20 protein-coding genes and 2 tRNA genes are annotated in these 20,168 nt (G+C 68.8%); 13 read left to right on the top strand and 9 right to left on the bottom strand.

The window, feature by feature from the left end:
* The first annotated feature begins 74 nt into the window (after positions 1–74).
* Positions 75–722 (top strand): mycothiol-dependent nitroreductase Rv2466c family protein, encoded by a 648-nt coding sequence (locus tag ACWEQQ_RS10510; protein WP_379398955.1) that lies wholly within the window; start codon positions 75–77, stop codon positions 720–722.
* 179 nt (positions 723–901) lie between these two features.
* Here the strand turns inward: ACWEQQ_RS10510 and ACWEQQ_RS10505 are convergent, their stop codons facing one another.
* A complete protein-coding gene (locus ACWEQQ_RS10505; protein WP_452348132.1) occupies positions 902–1,915 on the bottom strand; it encodes a M48 family metallopeptidase in 1,014 nt (337 codons plus the stop codon).
* Between the two features lie 238 nt (positions 1,916–2,153).
* Here ACWEQQ_RS10505 and ACWEQQ_RS10500 point away from each other — a divergent pair, with 238 nt between their 5' ends.
* Positions 2,154–2,624, top strand: coding sequence for a ribose-5-phosphate isomerase (locus tag ACWEQQ_RS10500; RefSeq protein ID WP_040860227.1), 471 nt, complete (start codon positions 2,154–2,156; stop codon positions 2,622–2,624).
* Between the two features lie 3 nt (positions 2,625–2,627).
* A complete protein-coding gene (locus tag ACWEQQ_RS10495; protein WP_452341939.1) occupies positions 2,628–3,440 on the top strand; it encodes an Fpg/Nei family DNA glycosylase in 813 nt (270 codons plus the stop codon).
* A gap of 100 nt (positions 3,441–3,540) precedes the next feature.
* On the opposite strand, the gene ACWEQQ_RS10490 is transcribed toward ACWEQQ_RS10495, so the two are convergent.
* Complete coding sequence (locus tag ACWEQQ_RS10490) at positions 3,541–4,434, bottom strand: NAD(P)H-binding protein (protein WP_452348012.1); 894 nt, start codon at positions 4,432–4,434, stop codon at positions 3,541–3,543.
* 67 nt (positions 4,435–4,501) lie between these two features.
* Here ACWEQQ_RS10490 and ACWEQQ_RS10485 point away from each other — a divergent pair, with 67 nt between their 5' ends.
* Positions 4,502–5,308 (top strand): LysR family transcriptional regulator, encoded by an 807-nt coding sequence (locus ACWEQQ_RS10485; RefSeq protein ID WP_452348011.1) that lies wholly within the window; start codon positions 4,502–4,504, stop codon positions 5,306–5,308.
* Between the two features lie 86 nt (positions 5,309–5,394).
* Here ACWEQQ_RS10485 and ACWEQQ_RS10480 read toward each other — a convergent pair whose 3' ends face one another.
* From ACWEQQ_RS10480 to ACWEQQ_RS10465, 4 genes are all read right to left on the bottom strand, one after another.
* On the bottom strand, positions 5,395–6,681 hold the full coding sequence (locus ACWEQQ_RS10480) for a glycosyltransferase family 87 protein (RefSeq protein ID WP_452348010.1): 1,287 nt from the start codon (positions 6,679–6,681) through the stop codon (positions 5,395–5,397).
* A gap of 61 nt (positions 6,682–6,742) precedes the next feature.
* On the bottom strand, positions 6,743–8,065 hold the full coding sequence (locus ACWEQQ_RS10475) for a phosphatase PAP2 family protein (RefSeq protein WP_452348131.1): 1,323 nt from the start codon (positions 8,063–8,065) through the stop codon (positions 6,743–6,745).
* Between the two features lie 368 nt (positions 8,066–8,433).
* A tRNA-Pro gene (locus tag ACWEQQ_RS10470) sits at positions 8,434–8,510 on the bottom strand.
* Positions 8,511–8,548: 38 nt separating this feature from the next.
* Positions 8,549–8,619 (bottom strand) — tRNA-Gly (locus tag ACWEQQ_RS10465).
* A gap of 394 nt (positions 8,620–9,013) precedes the next feature.
* Here ACWEQQ_RS10465 and ACWEQQ_RS10460 point away from each other — a divergent pair.
* Together ACWEQQ_RS10460 and ACWEQQ_RS10455 are read left to right on the top strand one after the other, a co-directional pair.
* Positions 9,014–10,027 carry a diguanylate cyclase domain-containing protein gene (locus ACWEQQ_RS10460; RefSeq protein ID WP_452338537.1) on the top strand — a complete coding sequence of 338 codons (1,014 nt, stop codon included), beginning with the start codon at positions 9,014–9,016 and terminating at the stop codon, positions 10,025–10,027.
* A 68-nt stretch (positions 10,028–10,095) separates the two neighbouring features.
* Positions 10,096–10,923: a DUF1542 domain-containing protein gene (locus ACWEQQ_RS10455; RefSeq protein WP_452338538.1), complete on the top strand. Its 828-nt coding sequence runs from the start codon at positions 10,096–10,098 to the stop codon at positions 10,921–10,923.
* A 16-nt stretch (positions 10,924–10,939) separates the two neighbouring features.
* On the opposite strand, the gene ACWEQQ_RS10450 is transcribed toward ACWEQQ_RS10455, so the two are convergent.
* Positions 10,940–11,842 (bottom strand): alpha/beta fold hydrolase, encoded by a 903-nt coding sequence (locus tag ACWEQQ_RS10450; protein ID WP_452348009.1) that lies wholly within the window; start codon positions 11,840–11,842, stop codon positions 10,940–10,942.
* A 114-nt stretch (positions 11,843–11,956) separates the two neighbouring features.
* On the opposite strand from ACWEQQ_RS10450, the gene ACWEQQ_RS10445 reads away from it, so the two are divergent.
* Entirely contained in the window at positions 11,957–12,550 is a 594-nt protein-coding gene (locus tag ACWEQQ_RS10445) for a TetR/AcrR family transcriptional regulator (RefSeq protein WP_452338540.1), read from the top strand.
* 346 nt (positions 12,551–12,896) lie between these two features.
* On the top strand, positions 12,897–13,916 hold the full coding sequence (locus tag ACWEQQ_RS10440; RefSeq protein WP_452348008.1) for a zinc-dependent alcohol dehydrogenase family protein: 1,020 nt from the start codon (positions 12,897–12,899) through the stop codon (positions 13,914–13,916).
* 1 nt (position 13,917) lies between these two features.
* On the opposite strand, the gene ACWEQQ_RS10435 is transcribed toward ACWEQQ_RS10440, so the two are convergent.
* The gene (locus ACWEQQ_RS10435) at positions 13,918–14,397 is read right to left on the bottom strand and encodes a hypothetical protein (protein WP_452348007.1); all 480 of its coding nucleotides are present in this window, start codon (positions 14,395–14,397) and stop codon (positions 13,918–13,920) included.
* 361 nt (positions 14,398–14,758) lie between these two features.
* On the opposite strand from ACWEQQ_RS10435, the gene ACWEQQ_RS10430 reads away from it, so the two are divergent.
* Entirely contained in the window at positions 14,759–15,970 is a 1,212-nt protein-coding gene (locus ACWEQQ_RS10430) for a GAF domain-containing sensor histidine kinase (RefSeq protein ID WP_452348006.1), read from the top strand.
* Between the two features lie 26 nt (positions 15,971–15,996).
* Here ACWEQQ_RS10430 and ACWEQQ_RS10425 read toward each other — a convergent pair whose 3' ends face one another.
* Entirely contained in the window at positions 15,997–16,749 is a 753-nt protein-coding gene (locus ACWEQQ_RS10425; protein ID WP_452348005.1) for a hypothetical protein, read from the bottom strand.
* Positions 16,750–16,960: 211 nt separating this feature from the next.
* On the opposite strand from ACWEQQ_RS10425, the gene ACWEQQ_RS10420 reads away from it, so the two are divergent.
* The 4 genes from ACWEQQ_RS10420 (at position 16,961) to ACWEQQ_RS10405 (ending at position 20,160) form a co-directional block, all read left to right on the top strand.
* Positions 16,961–17,440 (top strand): NUDIX domain-containing protein, encoded by a 480-nt coding sequence (locus ACWEQQ_RS10420; RefSeq protein WP_452348004.1) that lies wholly within the window; start codon positions 16,961–16,963, stop codon positions 17,438–17,440.
* Positions 17,441–17,563: 123 nt separating this feature from the next.
* On the top strand, positions 17,564–18,754 hold the full coding sequence (locus ACWEQQ_RS10415; RefSeq protein ID WP_452348003.1) for a cytochrome P450: 1,191 nt from the start codon (positions 17,564–17,566) through the stop codon (positions 18,752–18,754).
* A gap of 15 nt (positions 18,755–18,769) precedes the next feature.
* Positions 18,770–18,964, top strand: coding sequence for a ferredoxin (locus tag ACWEQQ_RS10410; protein WP_364617128.1), 195 nt, complete (start codon positions 18,770–18,772; stop codon positions 18,962–18,964).
* Complete coding sequence (locus tag ACWEQQ_RS10405; RefSeq protein WP_452348002.1) at positions 18,964–20,160, top strand: NAD(P)/FAD-dependent oxidoreductase; 1,197 nt, start codon at positions 18,964–18,966, stop codon at positions 20,158–20,160. Before ACWEQQ_RS10410 ends, ACWEQQ_RS10405 begins: the two co-directional genes overlap by 1 nt.
* Positions 20,161–20,168 lie beyond the last annotated feature (8 nt).

The raw sequence follows: 20,168 nt of genomic DNA, 5'->3' as shown, positions 1-20,168 counted from the left end.
GCAACAATCGGGGTTGTTGCGCATTGAGTACGGCCCTGCCCTCGGCCGTCGATCGACTGCGAAAGGATTTCCCTGTGAGCGACACCAAGAAGGACCGGGTCGACTTCTGGTTCGACCCGCTGTGCCCGTGGTGCTGGATCACCTCCCGCTGGATCCTCGAGGTCGAGCAGGTACGCGATATCGAGACGCACTTCCACGTGATGAGCCTGTCCGTGCTGAACGAAGGCCGCGAGGGCCTGCCCCCGCAGTACGAGGAGCTGCTCGCGACCGGCTGGGGCCCGGTGCGGGTCGCCATCGCGGCGGCCCAGGCGCACGGCGACAAGGTGCTGGCCCCGCTCTACACCGCCATGGGCACCCGCCTGCACAACCGCCGCGCCGAGTACGAGCGCGAGGACGGCTCCCGCGCGGACCTGCTCGCCCAGATCATCGCCGAGTCGCTGGCCGAGGTGGGCCTGCCCGCCGACCTGGCCGAGGCCGCCAAGGGCACCGACTTCGACGAGGCCCTGCGCGCCTCGCACCACGCCGGCATGGACAAGGTCGGCCCGGATGTCGGCACGCCGACCATCCACATCAATGACGTCGCCTTCTTCGGGCCGGTGCTCTCGCGCATCCCGCGCGGGGAGGAGGCGGGCAAGCTGTGGGACGGCGCGGTCGCGCTGGCCGCCTACCCGCACTTCTTCGAGCTCAAGCGGACCCGCACCGAGGATCCCGTCTTCGACTGAGCTCTCCGCCTCCCCGGGGCTTCAGCGCCCGGCTGGTAGCCGTTCACCGGCGGGCACGCGTGCCCGCGGTTGAGCAGCAAGCCGATTTCCGCGGTACCCGGGGAGGTACCCTCGGCTCACGAAATGAGTTGTGCCGTCGCATATTTGGAGACGTCGCCCGATCTCGCTGTCGCGAGACGTCATTGCGGCCGGTACTCGTGATATGTGGTGGTATCGCCGTATCCGGGTGGCGGACCGCCGTATCCGCCCGGGTACGGCGGCTGGTACCCGCCATAGGGCGGGGCTGCGACCGGACGCTGCGGTGCGTCGGGCCGCCAGAACAGCTTGCCGTGGCGGCTGCGGTCGCGCAGCGCCCACATGCGCCAGGTCAGTACCGGATGACTGGACATGGCGTTCACGATCCAGACGAAGAAGCCCTTCTCCTGGGCCGCCCGGTCGGCCATCTCGTCGAAACCGACCAGATTGTTCAGATACTTGCCGCCCGCCAGCGTCTGCATGGCCGGGGGCGCACCCTGCGGCCGGTTGCAGAAGCCGTGATTGTCGGCGGTGTACTCCTGGGAGCGGATCAGCGAGCTGCCCAGGATGGGCAGGAACGGCGCCATGAACATGCCCAGCTGCCGCCAGTACGAGACGTGCCCGGCCGCGATGTGCCCGACCTCGTGGCCGATGATGAAGGCCAGCGCCTCGGGATTGCGTGCCGCGCCGCCGATTTCGAACAGATCGCTGTACACCACCACGTAGCGGCGGAAGCCGTGCCCGGAGGCGAACGCATTGATCTGGCCGTTGCCCAGCACCACGTAGGCATCGGGCACCTTCGGCATGCCGAACCGGGCCGCGGCCTCCTGCACCATGCGATAGCCCTCGGGGAACTGGGTCGGCGACATCTTCACGCCGTTCACCCGCTGGGCCGCGTAGTTCAGACCGCGGCCCAGGTAGACCAGCAACGGCGCGAACACCAGGGCCAGCACCAGCTGACCGGCATAGCCGGACACCAGCAGCAGTAGCGCGAACAGATACGCCAGCACGGTGGCCACGATCACGACCACCAGCAGCGGGATCTCCCAGCTGTGCCGTGCCGGCATCCCGAACGGGGACAGACCCCGGGTCTGCTGCACCACCGGCGGCTGGGGCGGCGAATACGGTTGCTGCGGAGCCCATCCCGGCGGGCCCAGCCGCGGATCCCACCCGGTCATGCCGGTCACGGGGTTCCAGGCCGGACTGCTTCCGGCGGTCGGCGGTCCCGGTAGGCCGCCAGCGGATTGCCCCCCGTAGGCGTTCGGCGTTGGTGAACTGTCGTCGGACGTCATGCCTGGATAGTACGTTTCACCGGCGTCGACGCGCGGTCGTCGCTGCGGGGCCGTACACGCGACGGGCTGCCGGGGTGAGAGCCCCGTGCGGGCCGGGGGCGGGCGTGCTGACAGAATCGCAGCCATGCGCGTATACCTGGGTGCCGACCATGCCGGCTTCGAACTGAAGAACCACGTCAAGGCTCACCTCGAGGGCCAGGGCCACGATGTCGTCGACTGCGGCGCGCTGGAATACGACGCCCTCGACGACTACCCGGCCTTCTGCATCGAGGCCGCTCGCCGCGTGGTCGCCGAGCCGGGTTCGCTGGGCTTCGTCTTCGGCGGCTCCGGCAATGGTGAGCAGATCGCCGCCAACAAGGTGCCCGGCGCCCGCTGCGCCCTGGGCTGGAGCGTGGAGACCGCGCAGCTCGCCCGCCAGCACAACAACGCCCAGCTGCTCGGCATCGGCGGCCGCATGCACAGCACCGAGGAAGCCCTCGCCATCGTGGACGCCTTCATGACCACCCCGTGGTCCAACGAGGAGCGCCACCAGCGCCGCATCGACATCCTCGCCGAGTACGAGAAGACCGGCGTGCCCCCGGCCCTCCCGAACTGACCTGTGCCCGAAGGCCATACGCTGCACCGCCTGGCGAAGCTGCACCACAAGCGCTTCGCCGGCGGTCAGGTCCGAGTCTCCAGCCCGCAGGGGCGATTCGCCGAGGGCGCGGCGCTGATCGACGGCCGGGTGCTGACCCGCGCCGAAGCGTGGGGCAAACACCTGCTCCACCACTATGATTCGGGCGTCACCCTGCACATCCACCTGGGCCTGTACGGCAAGTTCACCGAATCCGCTGTGCCCATGGACGATCCGGTCGGCGAGGTCCGCATGCGCCTGATCGGCGGCGGCCGCACCGGCGACCTGCACGGCACCGACCTGCGCGGCCCCGCCGCGTGCGAGATCCTGCTCGACCCCGAGGTCGAAGCGCTCACCTCCCGCCTGGGCCCCGACCCATTGCGCCGGGACGCCGAACCCGACCGTGCCTGGGACCGCATCCGCCGCTCCCAGCGGCCGATCGGCGCGCTGCTCATGGATCAGAAGATCCTGGCCGGGGTCGGCAATGTCTACCGCGCGGAAGTCCTCTTTCGCCATGGCATCTCGCCTGATCGTCCGGGAACCCAGCTCTCGTACGAAGAGTGGCAGGCGATCTGGTCCGACCTGGTCGACCTGATGAAGGTGGGCGTGCGCCGCGGCAAGATCGTGGTGGTCCGCCCCGAAGACGACCACGGCGCACCGGCTTATGCCAAGGACAAGCCGCGAACCTACGTGTACCGGCGGGCGGGAGACCCGTGCCGTCTGTGTGGCACCACGGTCCTGCACTCGGTGCTGGACGCCCGAAACCTGTTCTGGTGCCCCACCTGTCAGCCCCGCTGAACCCGTCGCGGACCAGAGCGGCACGTCCGTCTCGAGCTGGATCCGAATCGGCGTTCCGGCAGACGCACGCTCATGCCGAGATCCGGGCGGTCCGGGGTGGTTATGCGCGGACCGCCGGCGCGAGGATCTGTTCGCACCATTCGCGGAAGGTTGTCGGGCTCGCGGTTTCGTCGGTGCGGGGGACGGCGTCGTCGAGGCCGTTGTTCTTGGCGTGCATCATGTCGACGTAGGCGGTCGCGATCGGGTCGCCGATGCCGCGCGCGGTCAGGGTGGCGCGGAAGTCGTCGAGAGATCGCTGCTGGTAACGGATTCGGCGGCCGAGTACCTCGGACATGGTGTGCGCCATCTCGTTCGGTGTCAGGTCCTGCGGGCCCAGTACCGGGACCTCGCCGGTTCCCGTCCAGGAGCGGTCGAGCAGCAGGCGGGCGGCCGCCGCGGCGATATCGCGGGTGGCGACCATCCGCGTCGGGCGGTCGGCGGTCTCGCTGCCGGTGAACACGCCGTCGTCCCGGATCGAAACCGCCTGCCACAGTAGATTGTCCATGAACGACGGGTTCGCCAGTGCGCGATAGGCCACGCCCGTGCTCGCGATGAGATCGTCCAGCGCCAGCGATGCCGTCACGTGCCCGGCCCGACCCGCGAGGGGAGTACCCCGCCCGAGCGACGAGACGCCGACGACGTGCCCGACCCCGTGGGTGGTGAACGCCTTCGCGGCGGCTTGGGTGAATCCGGTGAACACGTCGTCCAGGCTCGGCGCGTACAGGTCGGGCGGGACCAGCCAGAAGACCGCGTCCGCGCCGGCGAAGGCCCGGTCCACGACATCGGCGTCGCCATGCGATCCGGTGACGATGTCGACGCGGGCGCGGATCGTCTCCGGGAGCTTCCCGGGATCGCGCACGATGACGCGCAATTCTTCACTGCGAGTGGATGTTTCGAGGAGGCGGTCGAGCAGTTGGCTGCCGATCTGGCCGGTGGGGGAGGTGATGACGATCATGCTTCGAGTCTGGTGACGGTTCGTCGCGGCGTCCAAGACCCTTTCCGCGGATTGATACCGTGAGGGTATGGATCTGGATCTGCGCAAGCTCCGCTACTTCGCCGCGGTGGCCGAGCATCGGCACTTCGGCCGGGCGGCGGAGAAGCTCTACATCGCCCAGCCCGTGCTGAGCCGTCAGATCAAGGCTTTCGAGCAGGAATTGGATTGCGCGCTGCTGGTGCGGACCACCCGCACCGTGGAGCTGACCGCTGCCGGACAGCAGCTCTACGAGGAGGCGCAGGGGATTCTCGCCGCCGTCGACGCGGCGGTGCGGCGCGTACAGGACGCCGACCACGGCGTGCGACGCCTGGTGGTCGCCTTCTCGGCCGGACTGTACGTCTCGGAGGCGATCCGGGAATTCGCGACACGTCACCCCGAGGTCGAAACCGATGTCGTGCCCGCACGCTGGTGGGAGCCGGACGCGCCGCTACGCGACGGCCGAGCCCAGATCGGTTACCTCCGGAGGCCTTTCAACGAATCCGGACTGCAGACCATCCCCGTCGGCCACGACCCCAGGGTCGCCTGCATGCCCGCCACCCATCCGCTGGCCGCGCGCCGGGAACTCACCCTGGCCGACCTCGACGGCGAGCGAATGCTCGACACCCCGAAACGCCGCACCGCCTCGCTGGAAGAAAAGTTCGAGCTGATCGCCTCCGGCCACGGCATGGCCCTGGTCCCCCGCAGCGTCGCCCGCGCCTACGTCCGCCCCGACCTCGTCCACCGCCCCGTCACCGACGCCCCCAGCGCCGAAACCTGCCTGGCAGTCGCCTCGGACCACCACGACAAGCTCCTCCGCGAATTCCTCGACATCGCCACCGCAACCCTGCGGTCCTGAACCATGCCGGAATCCGCGTGCTACGGACCGCTGGAAATCGCGACCGCACAGGGCATCTGCAGCTCGGGGATGATGGCGTTGACGATCTACGCGGTCCGGTCGAGGGCGGCGCGGGCCCGCAGCCTGAGCAGCTGCCCGACACCGACGGCGAGCAGGGCCGCAGTGGCGATGATGTAGATGTCGCCCGGAATGTGCTGCCACCACGACCACGCGAGTTCCTGATGCTTGCCATTGGGGACGATGCCCGGGCCGATCAGGAAGAACAGTGCGAAGGCGCTGGTCACCGCGAACGGGGTGACACGTGGATTCGTGGTGGTCCAGGCGGCGGCCGTGATCAGGGCGGGCGCCACCCAGACCCAGTGATGGGTCCAGGACACCGGCGAGATCAGCAGCAGGACCGCGGCATTCACGAGCAACGCGGTCACCGAGACAATGGTCACCGGGCCCGCCGGACCGGCCGGGTCCGCGCTGCGGCGTTCGAGACCGACCAGGTGGTGCATCAGGGCGGCGCCCGCGCAGACCGCCACCACGGCCAGGCCCAGCCAGACCGCGGTGGCGGCGGGATTCGACAGGCCGAGGCGGAAGACCATGCCCTTGAGGGACTGGTTGCCGACATAGTCGGGGGAGCCGATGCGGTTGGTGTCGGCGATGGCGTGCAGCCAGTAGTCGCGCGATTCCCTTGGGAACAGTACGAATCCGGCGCCGATCACGCCCGCCGCGGTGGCGGCCGCCGTGCCCGCGGCCTTCCAGTCGCGCCGGATGAGGAAGTACAGGACGAAGGCGGCGGGCGTCAGCTTGGTGACCGCGGCGACGCCGATCAGCACGCCCCGCGGCCAGCGGGGCTTCTCGGTCAGGCAGTCGAGGGCGACGGCGGCCATGAGAACGAGGTTGATCTGCCCGAACCACAGTGTGGTCCGGACGGGTTCGACAGCCAGCATGAGCACGACCGCGGTCACACTGAGCGTGAGTTTCGTGCGCGGGTCCAGATCCGGGCGGACACGGGAGAGCACCAGCCAGATCGTAACGCCCAGGCACGCCAGCGAACTGGCGGTCACCATGAGCTCGGCCAGCCACAGCGGCATGATGGCGAGCGGGATCATCAGCACCGCCGCGGACGGCGGGTAGGTGAAGGGCAGGTCGGTGTGGCCCGCCACCGGCAGGGTCGGGCCGTACAGGGTGCCGTGCTCGAGCCAGCCCCGGGTGTCGACCCGGTACACCTGCAGGTCGAGGAAACCGTGCATGGCGGAGAAGATCGCCGTGATCGCCACCGACACCAGGATTCCGATCACGATCGGAATGCGGGGCAGGCCCGGGCGGCCCTCCGACTTCAGATTGCGCAGCAAGTTACGTTGCCCCGCCCGCGTAGTGATCATCAGGGAGACAGTAACCCTTTCGGCTGGTGCGCAGGATGTCCGGATTGCATTGGGAGACTGGTTAATCGATGGCAAATCCATCGATCGGGGTTCGGCCGCCCCAGTGCGCCAACCGGCTGCCCGGACGCGCGAACCAGGTCGCGTAGAAGAGGAAGGATACGGCGGCCAGCGCGCCCAGCACGATGCCCCCTGCGGGTACCGGATACTCCGCCATGGTCGCCGACAGGAACCGATAGGACAGCAATAAACCGGCGAGCACCGCCGCGCCGAGCGACACGATGCGGGCCCGGGACAGGTCCCAGCCGCGCTCCGGATCCCGCAGCGCCGACTCCACCGTCAGGCACAGCACCGCGCCGGCCACCAGATCGCTGCCGTAGTGGTAGCCGAAGCCGAGCGTCGCGAGCAGCGTGCACACCAGCCAGAAGGCGCCGGCCCAGCGCAGCCAGCGCGGCGCGGTGCGGGAGTGGATGAACAGGGCCGTGGCCCAGGCGGTGTGCATGGAGGGCATGCAGTTGCGGGCGGTCTCGGAGTCGAACAGCATCGGCTGCGGATCGTGGGTCAGCGCGGGCCAGACCTGCGGCCAGTCACCGATCTCCAGGCCGTGGCCGAGCGGGCCGTAGGCGAAGACCGGGCCGACGACGGGGAAGAGCACATAGCCGAGTGGGCCGATCACGCCCAGTACCAGGAAGGTTCGCACGAGGTGGTGCCGCGGCCACGCGCTCGTCGAGACATGGCGCAGCTGCCAGACGGCGACGACCACCGCCGCCACCGGGAGCTGGATGTAGACCACGTGCAGCACGTGCGAGGGCACCGGGCCCAGCGCCTCGAGCGCGCGGCCGACCAGCCACGCCGGTTCGCCGAGCGCCCGGTCGGCCAGCTGGACGTACTGATCGAGCACGCGGGGTCCGGCGACGATGCTGACCATCAGCCAGGTGTCGGCGAGCTTGGAGGCCATGACCAGCAGCACGCCGAAGGCGATGGCCTGCAGGGCGGTTCGGCGACGCTCGCCCTCCCAGCGGAGCGCGACCACGGTCAGGGCGGTCAGGACCAGCGTCGGTCCGGTGCCGATCGATATGTGCCAGCCGCAGGCCATTTGCAGGGCCAAGGTCAACAGGTCCAGCACTGCGGCGGCAACCAAGCTGACGACCCGGACCCGGGTGGGCACCCCGATGCATGCCAGCCCCAGTCCGGCCCATGACACGGCCGCCGACTGCGGGTTCGCGAAGTAGTCGTCGATCAGGCTGCGGAGCGGGCCCATCACCCCGTGCGCCGACGCCCATACCTGCGCGACGGTCAGCAACACCACCGCCACGCCCAGCCCGGCGGCCGGGAGGAGCCGAGAACGAGTCCCGGTGCCGGACAGCACCGAGGTGGAAACGTTCATCTTGTGGTCGACCAGCACTGTAAATCGATAACACAGCGCAAACGGAGGCACAACATCCGGTTACCGGAATCCCATTTTCGGGCGGGTCCGGAGTGTGCGATGCCATAGTGCGGGTCGCCGATCGCGCGGCGCGTGATCGGGGAGTTCGCCGCCGGTTCGGGCGACGCCACGGGTTGATCGGCAGGGCTGCCCGTTCACCCTGGATAGGTCCGGAGGCGGCAGAATCGTGGATCGATCACTGGTGAACGGATTCCGGCGGACATCGAGGTGGACGCTGACCATGCAGGGCGCGAGGACCGTAACGCGCTGCGCCGCACGGCCATTGCCCGCGGTGGGCGGTGACATCCGTGGTGGTGCGAATCGAAAGATGGTCGGGGTGACAGGATTTGAACCTGCGACCCTCCGCTCCCAAAGCGGATGCGCTACCAAGCTGCGCTACACCCCGTTGCACGTCGGACTCGACGCTCCCGCTGAACGGGAAAGAGCGGGTGACGGGAATCGAACCCGCACCATCAGCTTGGAAGGCTGAGGTTCTACCATTGAACTACACCCGCAGCGACCGCATCCATGGATGCTGTGTGCGTTGAGCACTGTACCGAACCTCACTCCTGGAATGCCAATCAGGTGCCGTTGCCGCATGTCGCGGCCAGTAGGACGAGTCGGTCGGCGAGTCGCCGAAAACCCGCCGAAATTGGGTGTAACACCGGGGCCTCACCAGCGATGAGACATCCGATCGCCATTCGCGAGGCAGCGGGAACCTGTTCTGAATCAGGGGTTTTCGATGCCGGGTGGCTTGCTAGGATCCTTTTAGTCCGGACGGGGGTATCTGGAAAGGGGGCGGTGAGCATGCACCACTGGTGTGGCCGACCGCGTAGTAGTGAGTTCGATCCGAAGGGCGTGACCGGCGTGGCGGCCGGTCCTGGCATCTCGTGCGTCGGGTGAGCGCGTATGTCCATCCGTCTCGACACCCGAACCTCCGCCATCGTGGCGGCGACCATCCGCGAATGGGTGCGGGCAGTGCACCCCGGCGCGAGCAGCGCCGCGCTGGGCCAAGCGCCCGCGGTTCCCTCCGATGAACTCGAGCGCATCTTCGGCCGGATCATCGACGATCTGCTGGAATTGGCCGGGTCCGAACCGTTTCCGGTGCAGTCCGCCCGCCGCATCGGCCGCAGTCTGGCCGAATCGCCGTTCGAACGCACCCGCATGCTCGCCCCCGCCAGCCGTGCGCTGCTGGGGCTCTCGCCGGGCCAGCGCGGTTCGCTGATCGCCACCCGCTGGTCGTTCATCGCCAGCCAGGCCATCGACGCCTATGCCGAGGCGCTGCAGCAGCGCGCCCTGGCCCAGCAGGAACGCAGTCTCTCGGAGGCGGTCTCGGTACGGGTGCAGGAGATCGCGGCACTGCAGACCCGGCTGCGGCACGAGGCCACACACGACGCTCTCACCGATCTGGCCAATCGCTCACTACTGCAGGAGCGGGTGCGGGTGATGTCCACCGATCCGGCGCGCGGGGTGGGGCTGCTGCTCATCGATCTGGACGACTTCAAGGTGATCAACGACACCTACGGCCACACGGTCGGCGACGAGGTGCTGGTCACCATCGCCCAGCGGCTGCGCTCGACCTGCCCGCCCGACACCGTGATCTCGCGCTACGGTGGCGACGAATTCGTGGTCGCGCTGCCGTCCCGCCGCAATACCCTGGGCGAGCTGGCCATGCGGGTGCTGGCCGCGCTGTGCGAGCCGGTGCCCACGGCGGCCGGTCCGGTCCCGGCGTCGGCGAGTGTGGGCACGGCGTTCTGTCCGCCCGGACGGGAGTGCGACTTCTCCGATCTGCTGCGCAGCGCCGACCGGGCCATGTATTCGGCGAAAACGGCGGGCAAACGTCAGTTCGCGGTGTCGGAGCTAGACGAAGAGGAGGTTGATCCAGGTCGCCGCAACTCGCATTTCGCTGCGGTGGCCGGATAATTCGGGGTTTGGGGAAGCTCACAGCGAGTAGCAACAGTTCGGCGAATTCTGCCGCGTAGGCTGGTCGCGTGGCTACGGTCGTCGTTCTGCTCATTGTCATGGTGGTTGTCCTGCTTGCTGTGGTGGCTGTCAACCGCGCGCAGCAATCGCGTTCCAACACCCAGCTCGAGGATGCCAAGGCCGATGCGCGCCGGGTGATCGAGCGCCTCGGCGGGCAGGTCTACAACCTCGCCGGCACGGACGACGCGTCGAAGCAGGCCCTCGCCGATGCGGGCGAGCGGTTCAATGCCGCGGGCTCGCAGATCGAGCAGGCCACCACACCCGCGCAGGCCCGGCTCGCGAAAGAGACGGCGCTCGAAGGGCTTTACTACGTGGGGGCCGCGCGGACGGCCATGGGCCTGGACCCCGGTCCGGCTGTTCCGGAGCTCGACGGCCAGCGCAGTGCCGGCCGGGTCACCGAGGACCGTGCGATCGAATACGACGGGCGGCGCATCGAGGCCTCGCCCACGCCGTCGGCCTCCACTCCGAACTATTACCCGGGCGGTCGCGTCGCCGGTCGTCCCGTTCCGGCCGGTTGGTACTCCGAGCCGTGGTGGAAGACCGCCCTGGTCGCCGGTGCCTGGGGCGTCGGCTCGGCGGTGCTGTTCAATGCCCTCTTCAGCGGCATGTCCGGGGTCGGGTATGACTCGGCCGCCTTCGAAAGCGGTTACGGCGACGGCTATCAGGCCGGGCTGGACGCCGCCGACGGCGGATATGCCGACGGCGGCTACGACCAGAACGCCTCGGACCCCGGCTACGACCAGGGTGGCTACGACCCCGGGGCCGACCTGGGCGGCCAGGACTTCGGCGACTACGGCAATTTCGGCGGCTTCGACGGATTCGACAGCGACTTCTGACGCCTCGGGAAGGGGATCAGTGCCGGGTCTCGGCCCGGGTCGAGTCCAGGAAGGCGCGGATCGCGCTGGTCAGCTGTTCGGGCTGATCCTCGGGGGAGAAGGTGCGCGAATCGTGAATCCATTCGATGCGGGCGTCGGGGAATTCGGCGGCCAGACGTTCGGCGTAGCGGTCCGGGAAGAAGCGGTCGCCCGCCGACCAGGCCAGTAGTACCGGCTTCTTGAAATCGGCGAAAGTCTTTGCGGCGGCGAGGGTGTACTGGCTGTCCAGGCCGCCGATGGCGCGGCGGACGTCCTCGCGGATGGCCTTGGTGCCGACCGGCAGGGCGTACGAGTCGCTGACCGCGCGGTCGATCGGGCCGCGGGCCAGCCAGCCGTAGGCGATGGGCAGGCGGCGAACGGCGCGGATGCGCAGACTCAGGGCCAGCGAGGCGAGCGCCCCCGGAGTGCGGGCGGCCAGGCCGACGTAGTCGAAGAACGGCGGCGGGAAGTTCTCGTAGGCGTCGCAGGAGGTCAGCACCAGGCGGGCGACGAGGTCCGGGCGGGCGGCCACGACCAGCTGGCTCACCGCGCCGCCGGAGTCGTTGCCCACCAGGGTGACCGGGCCGAGGTCCAGTTTCTCGATGGCCTGGATGACCAGCTGGGCCAGGCCGGGGGCGCTCAGGTCGGCGCCGGGCATGGCGGTGGTGTGCGAACCGAAGGGCAGATCGATTGCCACGCAGCGGAATTCGCTGGCGAGCGCTGGAACGACCCGGCGCCACAGGTTGGCATTGACCAGCAGTCCGTGCACGAAGACGACGGGATCGCCGCTGCCGCTGTCGAAGACGGTCAGCGTGCCCTGCGGCAGGGTGAGCTCGCGTCGGGCGCCGAGGGCGGGGTCGCGCCAGGCGGCGCGGGATTCAGGGGAGATGGTGTGCGTCATCTGGATGACTCCTCCGGGAGCAGTGACGATGAAGACGATTTCAAACTAACAAACAGGCTGCCTGTTTTCAATGGTTTCGCGTTACGATCCAGGCACCGAGCCAGAAAGGTGTCGATGATCAGGCAAGCCGAGCGGTCCGAGTCGACCCGCGCGAATCTGATGGCCGCCGCGCGCGAACTCTTCGCCGAGCGCGGCTATGCGGCGGTCAGCACCCCCGAGATCGTGGAGCGCGCCGGCAGCTCCCGGGGCGCGCTGTATCACCAGTTCAAGGACAAGAAGGACCTGTTCCGCGCCGTCTACGAACAGGTGCAGCAGGAGATCCTCCAGCAGGTCGCCGAGACCATGGCCGAGGCCCCGTCGACGGACACCATGGCCGTTCTCGAAGCCGGACTGCACAACTTCCTGCTCTCCTGCGTCGACCCCGAACGTGTCCGTATCACCCTCATCGACGCGCCGTCGGTGCTCGGCTGGCAGGAGTGGCGCGCGGTCGACGAGAAGTACGGCCTGGGCCTGGTCGTCGCGGGCCTCGAATCCGGTATCCAGGCCGGCATCCTGCGCGCCGACCTCGACGTCCGTCCCCTGGCCCTGATGATCCTCTCCGCCCTCGGCGAGGCCGCCATGTTCATCGCCAATGCCGACGATCCCGAAACCGCCCGCGCCCGAACCGAACCCGCGGTGCTGGCCTTGATCAACGGTCTACGGGTCTAGACACCGAATCGCGCGATACGCCCCGGAATCCGAGCCGGCGACCCCGGAATCGATGGGATGACGGACCTGGCGCTCACCCCGCAACGCCGAGCCGAACTGGTCGCCCTGCTCGGCGCCGAGCCGCGGCTGCGCACCAGATTCCCCAGGGTCGCAGACTATCTCGACACCGCCTCCCGCCTGCCCGACACCGGCGACGAACGCCCGGCAACCCCAGCGGTGGCAGCATTGGAGGGTAGGGCTGGAATTGGGCCGCGCTGTTTCGAATCTTCGCCGTCGTAGGGCGGGGCGACGATAGGCACGTCGAACCGCTGTGGGACCTGGATCCGACCGAAGGAGGGTCAGGCAGATGAGAACCATGCAGTCTGTTGTCGCCGATTCGGTGGGCGAGCCGTCCGAGGTTCTGCACCTGCGGACCCGCCCCGTTCCGGAGCCTGGTCCCGGCGAGGTCCGGATCCGGGTGGCGGCTGCACCCGTTCATGCCAGCGACCTGCATACCGTCCGCGGCAGATACGGATTCGCCCCGGAATTCCCCACCGTGCCCGGAATCGAATCGGTTGGTGTGATCGACGAACTCGGTAGCGGCACAGACGGTCTGACCATCGGGCAACGCGTCATTACGGTCGGAGTCAGGGGAACGTGGCAGGAGTATGTCGTTGCCGATGCCGAGCGGGTCTTGCCCGTTCCCGTCGGCATGAGCGATTCCACGGCCGCGCAGATTCTCAGCAATCCGCTCACCGCTGTAATCCTGACCGGTGATGAACTCGATGTTCGACCGGGTGAATGGCTCCTGCAGACGGCGGCGGGTTCAACCGTGGGCCAGTCGGTCATCCAGCTCGGCGTGCACGTCGGCTTCAAGACCCTCAATGTGGTCCGCCGTCGATCCGCGGTCGAGGACATTCTCGCGTTGGGCGGCACCGCGGTGATCTGCACGGAGGACGAGGACCTGCGCGAACGAGTGGCCGACATAGCGGGCCACGACGGGGTGTCCAAGGCGATCGACTGTGTCAGCGGTCAGGTGGGTGCGGACGTGTCGCGTGCGCTGGCACCGCACGGTGAGCTGGTCGTCTTCGGTGCGCTGTCCACGCACCGCCAGACCGATCCCGACAAACTCACCATCCCCGTCTTCGTGCGCTCGCTGATCTATGAAACCAAGACCGTCCGGGGGTTCTGGCTGTTCCGCTGGTTCACCGAGACCCCGAAGGATCGGATGGCCGCGACGATCGACCGGACACTTCAGCTCGCCGGCAGCGGCGCGTTGCGGGTGCCGGAGGGTCGGCCGATTCTCGTCGAAAAGTTCAGCGAAGCTGTCTATTTGGCCGAAGCTCCCGCACACGGGGGCAAACCGCTGCTGGTGTTCGAACCGTAGTTCACCTTCCTGGCGTCTGCGTGTTCTTTCCACTCGCGCCGCCGCCGCGAGCTTCGATGGCCTTGATGGACTTCTCGAACGGCCTTCCCAGGACGCGGGTGCCGAAGAGTCCGAGCACCGTCGCGAGCAGCCGTCCCCTGAGGTTCTTGCCGTCGCGGACCACGACGGCGTCCACGTCGGTCATGCCCGTGGGGAGCTGCGTGAGGGTGTAGGTGTGGCCCGAACCGCCACCCCACAGGTTGGAGTCGGTGGTCGTCATCACCACGTGATGGGGGTCGCTCCAGTCGTAGTGCAGACGTTCCCAGATGCCGCTCGAGCCCTCCGTGACATCGGCGTCGTGGGGGCCTTCGTGATGCACCTCGAGGTAGCTGTCTGCGCTGTTGCCGAAGAGTTCGTGCCGGCCCGGCCCGAAGTCGGTGAGGCCGGCCAGGAACTGCTCAGGCGTCGCGGTGGTCGTCTTGTGGAGATGGATCGTGGTCATGGCGCACGCCTTCCTTGACACTCGAATGATCCGCTCCGGTTCTGAAGACCGGGGTCGGTGACCCACATCCAGAACACCACTCGTTCGAGCGTCACGGAAGAGGTCTGCTCGACCTGATCTTGCGAGTCCATCAGTAGCTGACACCAGACCTGCGACCGCCGCCCGAGCCGATGGTGACGACTGTTCCCCCGGGGTGGCTGCAGTGTGATCGCGGGAAGCTTGGATAAGCCTGTGCCCCAGTCGCTCTCAACGCGACTGCTGCGTTGGGTCTTCGTCCGAAAGGTCTGATTTCGTGGTTCTTCTCGGCGACACCGGCCCGAGAGATAAATGTCCTCAGGTTGCCTGTGGGTAGCCTGTGCCAATGTCCGATGAGCTGTGGGGTGTCGTACCGGACGAGCTGCGTGAACTGACGGCCTCGCGAGAACGGCTACACGATCTGGTCGAGGCGGTGTACACGGTGGTCTCGGACCTGGATGTGGATCTGGTGCTGCGGCAGCTGGTGACCGCGGCGGTCCGGCTGGTCGGTGCCCAGTACGGCGCACTGGGTTTGCTCGAACCCGAGAACGGCAGCGGTGAACGGCAGCTGGCGCAATTCGTCCCGGTCGGTATGGACGAGGAGACCATTCGCCGGATCGGGCACTGGCCGCACGGCCGGGGCGTGCTCGGCACGGTGCTGTCCGGGGAGCATCCGGTCCGGCTGGCCGACCTCACCAAGAGCCCCGCCTTCGCGGCCTGGCCCGACGGGCATCCGCCCATGCGCAGCTTCCTCGGGGTGCCGCTGCGCTATCGCGGCACGGTCCTGGGCGATCTGTACCTCACGAACAAGCGCGGGGGCGCGTTCAGCGACGAGGACGAACGGATCATCGAGGCGCTGGCCGTCATCGCGGCCGTGAAGATCGTCAATGTGCGCATGTACGACCAGGTGCAGCACGACACCGAACGCCGCCGCCGGGACGCGGCCACGATCGCCGTCCTCGAGGAGCGTGATCGCATCGCCCGCGACCTGCACGACTCCGTGATCCAGCGCATCCACGCCTCGGGCCAGGCTCTGCAGAGCGCGCTCCGGATGAACCCGGCGCCCGAGATCGGGGAGCGGCTCGCCCGCGTGGCGGCCGACCTGGACGACGCCATCCAGGACATCCGCGCCACCCTCTTCGCGCTGCCGCCGACCACCGGTGAGCAGGGTGGATTGCGCAGTGAGATCACCGAATTGGTGTCCACCGCCGCCCGCCACCTCGGCTGCACACCGAGCCTGCGGCAGGACGGTCCCCTCGACACCCGGGTGCCGCCGGAGACCGGGCGGCAGGCGCTGGCCGTACTGCGTGAGTCACTGTCGAATGTGGCGCGCCACGCCGAGGCCACCCGCATCGACGTGGACGTCACCGCGGCCCGGGGGGAACTGCGAATCTCGGTGGCGGACAACGGTATCGGCGTGGGCGACGCGCCCCGGCGGGGCGGGCTGCGCAAGATCGCCGAACGCGCCACTAACCTCGCCGGCGCGCTCGAACTTGGGCCGGGTCTGGACGGATACGGCACCACGCTGGTCTGGCGGGTGCCGATTCCGCAGGTCTGAGCGGCGGCCGCTTCCGGCCGGGTGCGTCAGTTGCTCGGCTGCGCAGGCTGCGCAGCCGCCGGGGCCGTGGTCTTGTCCGCCCACTTGGTGGTGCCGTCGGCGGCCTGCATGGTGGACAGCAGATCGATGCCTGCCGCGATAAGGGTCGGGCCGCCGAGGGCGATGGTGCCGATGATGCCGCCCGCCGCGGCGCCGGTGGTGAGGCCCGGGATACAGCCCGCCACCAGGGTGACGATGCAGCCGATGGTCGCGCCGATGGCGGTGCCGACGAAGGTGCCGACGGTGGTGGCCAGGCTGAACTGGGTGACGAAGCTGCTCAGCGCGCGGTCGTTCTCCATTTGCGAGGCAACCGGTTTCACGACCAGCGGCTGCGACACCGACACCCCGGCCGGTTTGTCGGGAGTGAGGGCCAGCACGGTGCCGTCCTTCTGCACCTCGGACTTGACCGGAATATCGATGGGTCCCAGATGGAATTTCAGCGGCAGCGTGAGCAGCACCTTGCCGTCGGCGTCCTTCACGTTCACCACGTCGGCGGGCTTGGCCGCCGGGTCCGAATCGGGGGCCGCCGGCGCGGAATCCTCGGCCGCCTGCGACAACTCGAAGGTGCCGCCCTTGAGCGTGGTGACGACGGTCTTGTCCACCAGCTTGGCCGAGTACACCAGGCCGGGGGCGGCGGGCTCGGCGTTCGCCGGGCCGGCTGCCACCGACAGTGCGGTGGCCTGGGTCACGAGTGCGCCGATCACCAGGGTGGCAGTCGCGCAGGTGTTGCGGAACTCCATGCGGTATCCAATCCGTCAACAGGTGTGGGCCGTCCGAACCCAGGAGCTTAATGGAATTCGATGGTGCCGAACAGGTTTCGGGCGCAAGACACCGCACGGGAAATATTCGTCCGTTATCGGGAAAATATCCCTAACGTCCGAATTGCCGCAGCGTCGCTCACAGTAGCGCCCGCGGTGTGCGCCCGCGCGCCGATTCGGCAAACTCCTTGCCATGAGCCTCAGATTCAGCGCCGGAGTCCTGCTGTTCCGCCGTACTACCGGCCTCGAAGTGCTGATCGGGCACATGGGCGGACCGTTGTGGGCGAAGAAGGACGCCGCCGCCTGGTCCATCCCCAAGGGCGAGTACGAGCCCGCCGAAGAGCAGCCGCGCGACGCGGCCCGCCGCGAATTCGGCGAAGAGCTCGGCCTGCCCGTGCCCGATGGCGAATGGATTCCGCTCGGCGACGTCCAGTACGGCAGCGGAAGCAGCAAGAAGCAGGTCACGGTGTGGGCCGTCGAGGGCGACCTGGATCCGGAACGGGTGGTGCCGGGCACGTTCGACATGGAGTGGCCGCCACGATCCGGGCGAATCGCCGAATTCCCCGAAATCGACCGGGTCGCCTGGTTCGACCTGGACACCGCCCACGAGAAACTCGGCAAGGGCCAGCGCCCCTACCTCGACCGCCTGCGCGAGCACCTCGCCGGCGCGTAGCCCGGCATACCGCGTTCGCGGTATGCCGAAAGTCCACGTCCGGACGACGACGGCCACCCGGTCCCGGCGGCAGGGTGGTTGTTACCGCGATCAGCGGATCGCCACCGTTCGGAAAGGACGTCGATGACCCATACACAGCTCGCCGGGAGCCAGCCCGTGGTCCGGACCTGTCCGTTCAGCCCGCCCGGGGAATACCGGGAATTGCGCGAGCAGGATCCGGTCGCGCACGTCACCCTGCCGGACGGCATCGACGGCTGGCTGATCACGCGATACGCCGACGTGCGGGCCGTGCTGTCCGACCCGCGTTTCAGCTCGAGACGCCGCGGTGTCACCGGCAATCACCGTGGCTCGCAAGAGATTCCGCCGCCACCGCCGGGCTGGTTCATCTTCATGGACGCGCCGGAGCACAGCCGCCTGCGCAAGATGCTCACCGGCCAGTTCACCGTGCGGCGCATGCGCGAGCTGGCCCCGGCGGTGGAGCGGATCGTCGCCGATCACCTGGACGCCATGGCGGCGGCTACCGGTCCGGTCGACCTCGTGCAGGACTTCGCGCTGCCGATTCCCTCGCTGGTCATCTGCGAGCTGCTCGGGGTGCCGTACGCCGATCGTGCGGAGTTCCAGCACAATTCGGCCACGCTGCTGCGGCTCGGCGCACCGGCCGACGAGGTGGCGCGGGCCCAGCTGGAACTGAACCAGCTGATCCACCGCCTCGCCGTCCAGAAGCGGACCGAGCCCGCCGACGACATCCTCAGCGCCCTGGTCCGGGACGGGGACCTCACCGATGAGGAGCTGGCGGGCATCGGTGTACTGCTGCTGGTCGCCGGGCACGAGACCACGGCCAACATGATCGCCCTGAGTACCCTGTGCCTGCTACGCGACCCCGCCCAGCTGGCCCTGCTGCGCGCCGAGCCCGAGCATGCCGACGCCGTGGTGGAGGAGTTGCTGCGCTTCCTGAGTGTCATCCAATTCGGTATCCGCCGAACGGCTTTGGAGGATGTCGAGGTGGGCGGTCAGCTGATCCCGGCGGGTGGCACGGTGGTCGCGCACCTGCCCGCGGCCAACCGCGACCCGGAGCTGTTCCCCGACGATCCGGAAAGCCTGGACCTGCTGCGCCCTCACCGGCCGCACGTGGCGTTCGGCTTCGGTATCCATCAGTGCATCGGCCAGCAGCTGGCCCGGCTGGAGCTGCGCATCGCGCTGACCGCCCTGTTCGAACGCTTCCCGGAGCTGCGGCTCGCGGTGCCGCTGGAGGCGGTTCCGATGCGCGACGAGATGGTCGTCTACGGCGTCCACGAGCTGCCGGTGACCTGGTAGGAGGGGAGATATTCCATGAAGATCCACATCGACGAGAACAGATGCTGCGGCGGCGGTCAGTGCGTGGTGGCCGCACCGGAGGTGTTCGACCAGCGCGACGAGGACGGCATTGTCCTCCTGCTCGATCCCCGCCCGGCCGAGGAGCTGCTGCCGCGGGTGCTCGACGCCGCCGCGCGCTGCCCGGCCCTGGCCATCCGGGTGGAGCAGTAGTGCCCGGCCCCGATCACCTTGTGGTGGTGGGCGCTTCGGCCGCCGGGCTGAGCGCGGCCGAGGCCCTGCGGCGCGAGGGCTTCACCGGCACGCTCACCCTGATCGGCGAGGAGACCCACGCGCCCTATGATCGGCCGCCGCTGTCGAAGCAGCTGCTCACCGGCGACCGGCAGCCGCCGGACATCGCGCTGCGCGATGATGCGGCGCTCGCGGGGCTCGATCTCGAACTGCGATCGGGTTGCCGCGCAACGGGTCTGGACACCGATGCGCGCACCGTCACCCTCGCCGACGGCCACCGGGTGCGCTATGACGGCCTGATCATCGCGACCGGCCTGCGCCCCCGCCGTCTGCCCTTCGGGCACGACCTGGCCGGAATGCACGTGCTGCGGACCCTCGACGACGCCCTCGCCCTGCGCGCGGAACTGGCGGCCGGACCGCGGGTGGTGGTGCTCGGCGCGGGCTTCCTCGGCAGCGAGATCGCCGCGTCCGCACGGGAACTCGGAGTGGACGTCACCCTCGTGGACGCCGAGCCCGCGCCGCTGATCCGCCAGTTCGGTGCTGAGGTCGCGGACCTGGTGGCCGCTACGCATCGCGACCACGGCGTGCGAATGCGGATGGGCCGCAAGGTTTCCGATATCGAGGGCGCGGACGGCCGGGTCACCGCCGTGGTGCTCGACGACGGGACCCGGCTGGCGGCCGATGTCGTGGTGGTCGCCATCGGCTCGGTCCCCGCCGTCGACTGGCTGGCTGGATCCGGCGTCCCGGTCGGCGACGGGGTGCTCTGCGACGAATACTGCCGGGCCGCGCCGGGCGTGTACGCCGCCGGTGATGTCGCCAACTGGCCGCATCCGGGCCTCGGCGCCCGGGTCCGGTTCGAGCAGCGCACCAACGCGGGCGAGCAGGCCATGGCCGCGGCCCGCAATCTGCTCGCCGAACCGGGACGGGAAACACCCTATGCGCCAACCCCTTACGGCTGGACCGACCACTACGACAGCAAGATCCAGATCCACGGCTGGTGTCCCGCCGGCGCCCGGACCGAGATCGTCGCGGGAGACCCCCGCGAACGCAAGTTCGTCGCGCTCTACCGCGTCGGCGACCGGGTCGTCGGGGCGGTGGGCTGGAACAGCGCCCGCACCCTGCGGGAATACCGTGGCCGCGTCACCGTGCCGGGTCACGCCGATGCGTGCGGCGGGTAGGTACCTTG

This window comes from Nocardia sp. NPDC004123 (assembly GCF_053603795.1).
This window is presented reverse-complemented; position numbering and strand designations above follow the sequence as displayed.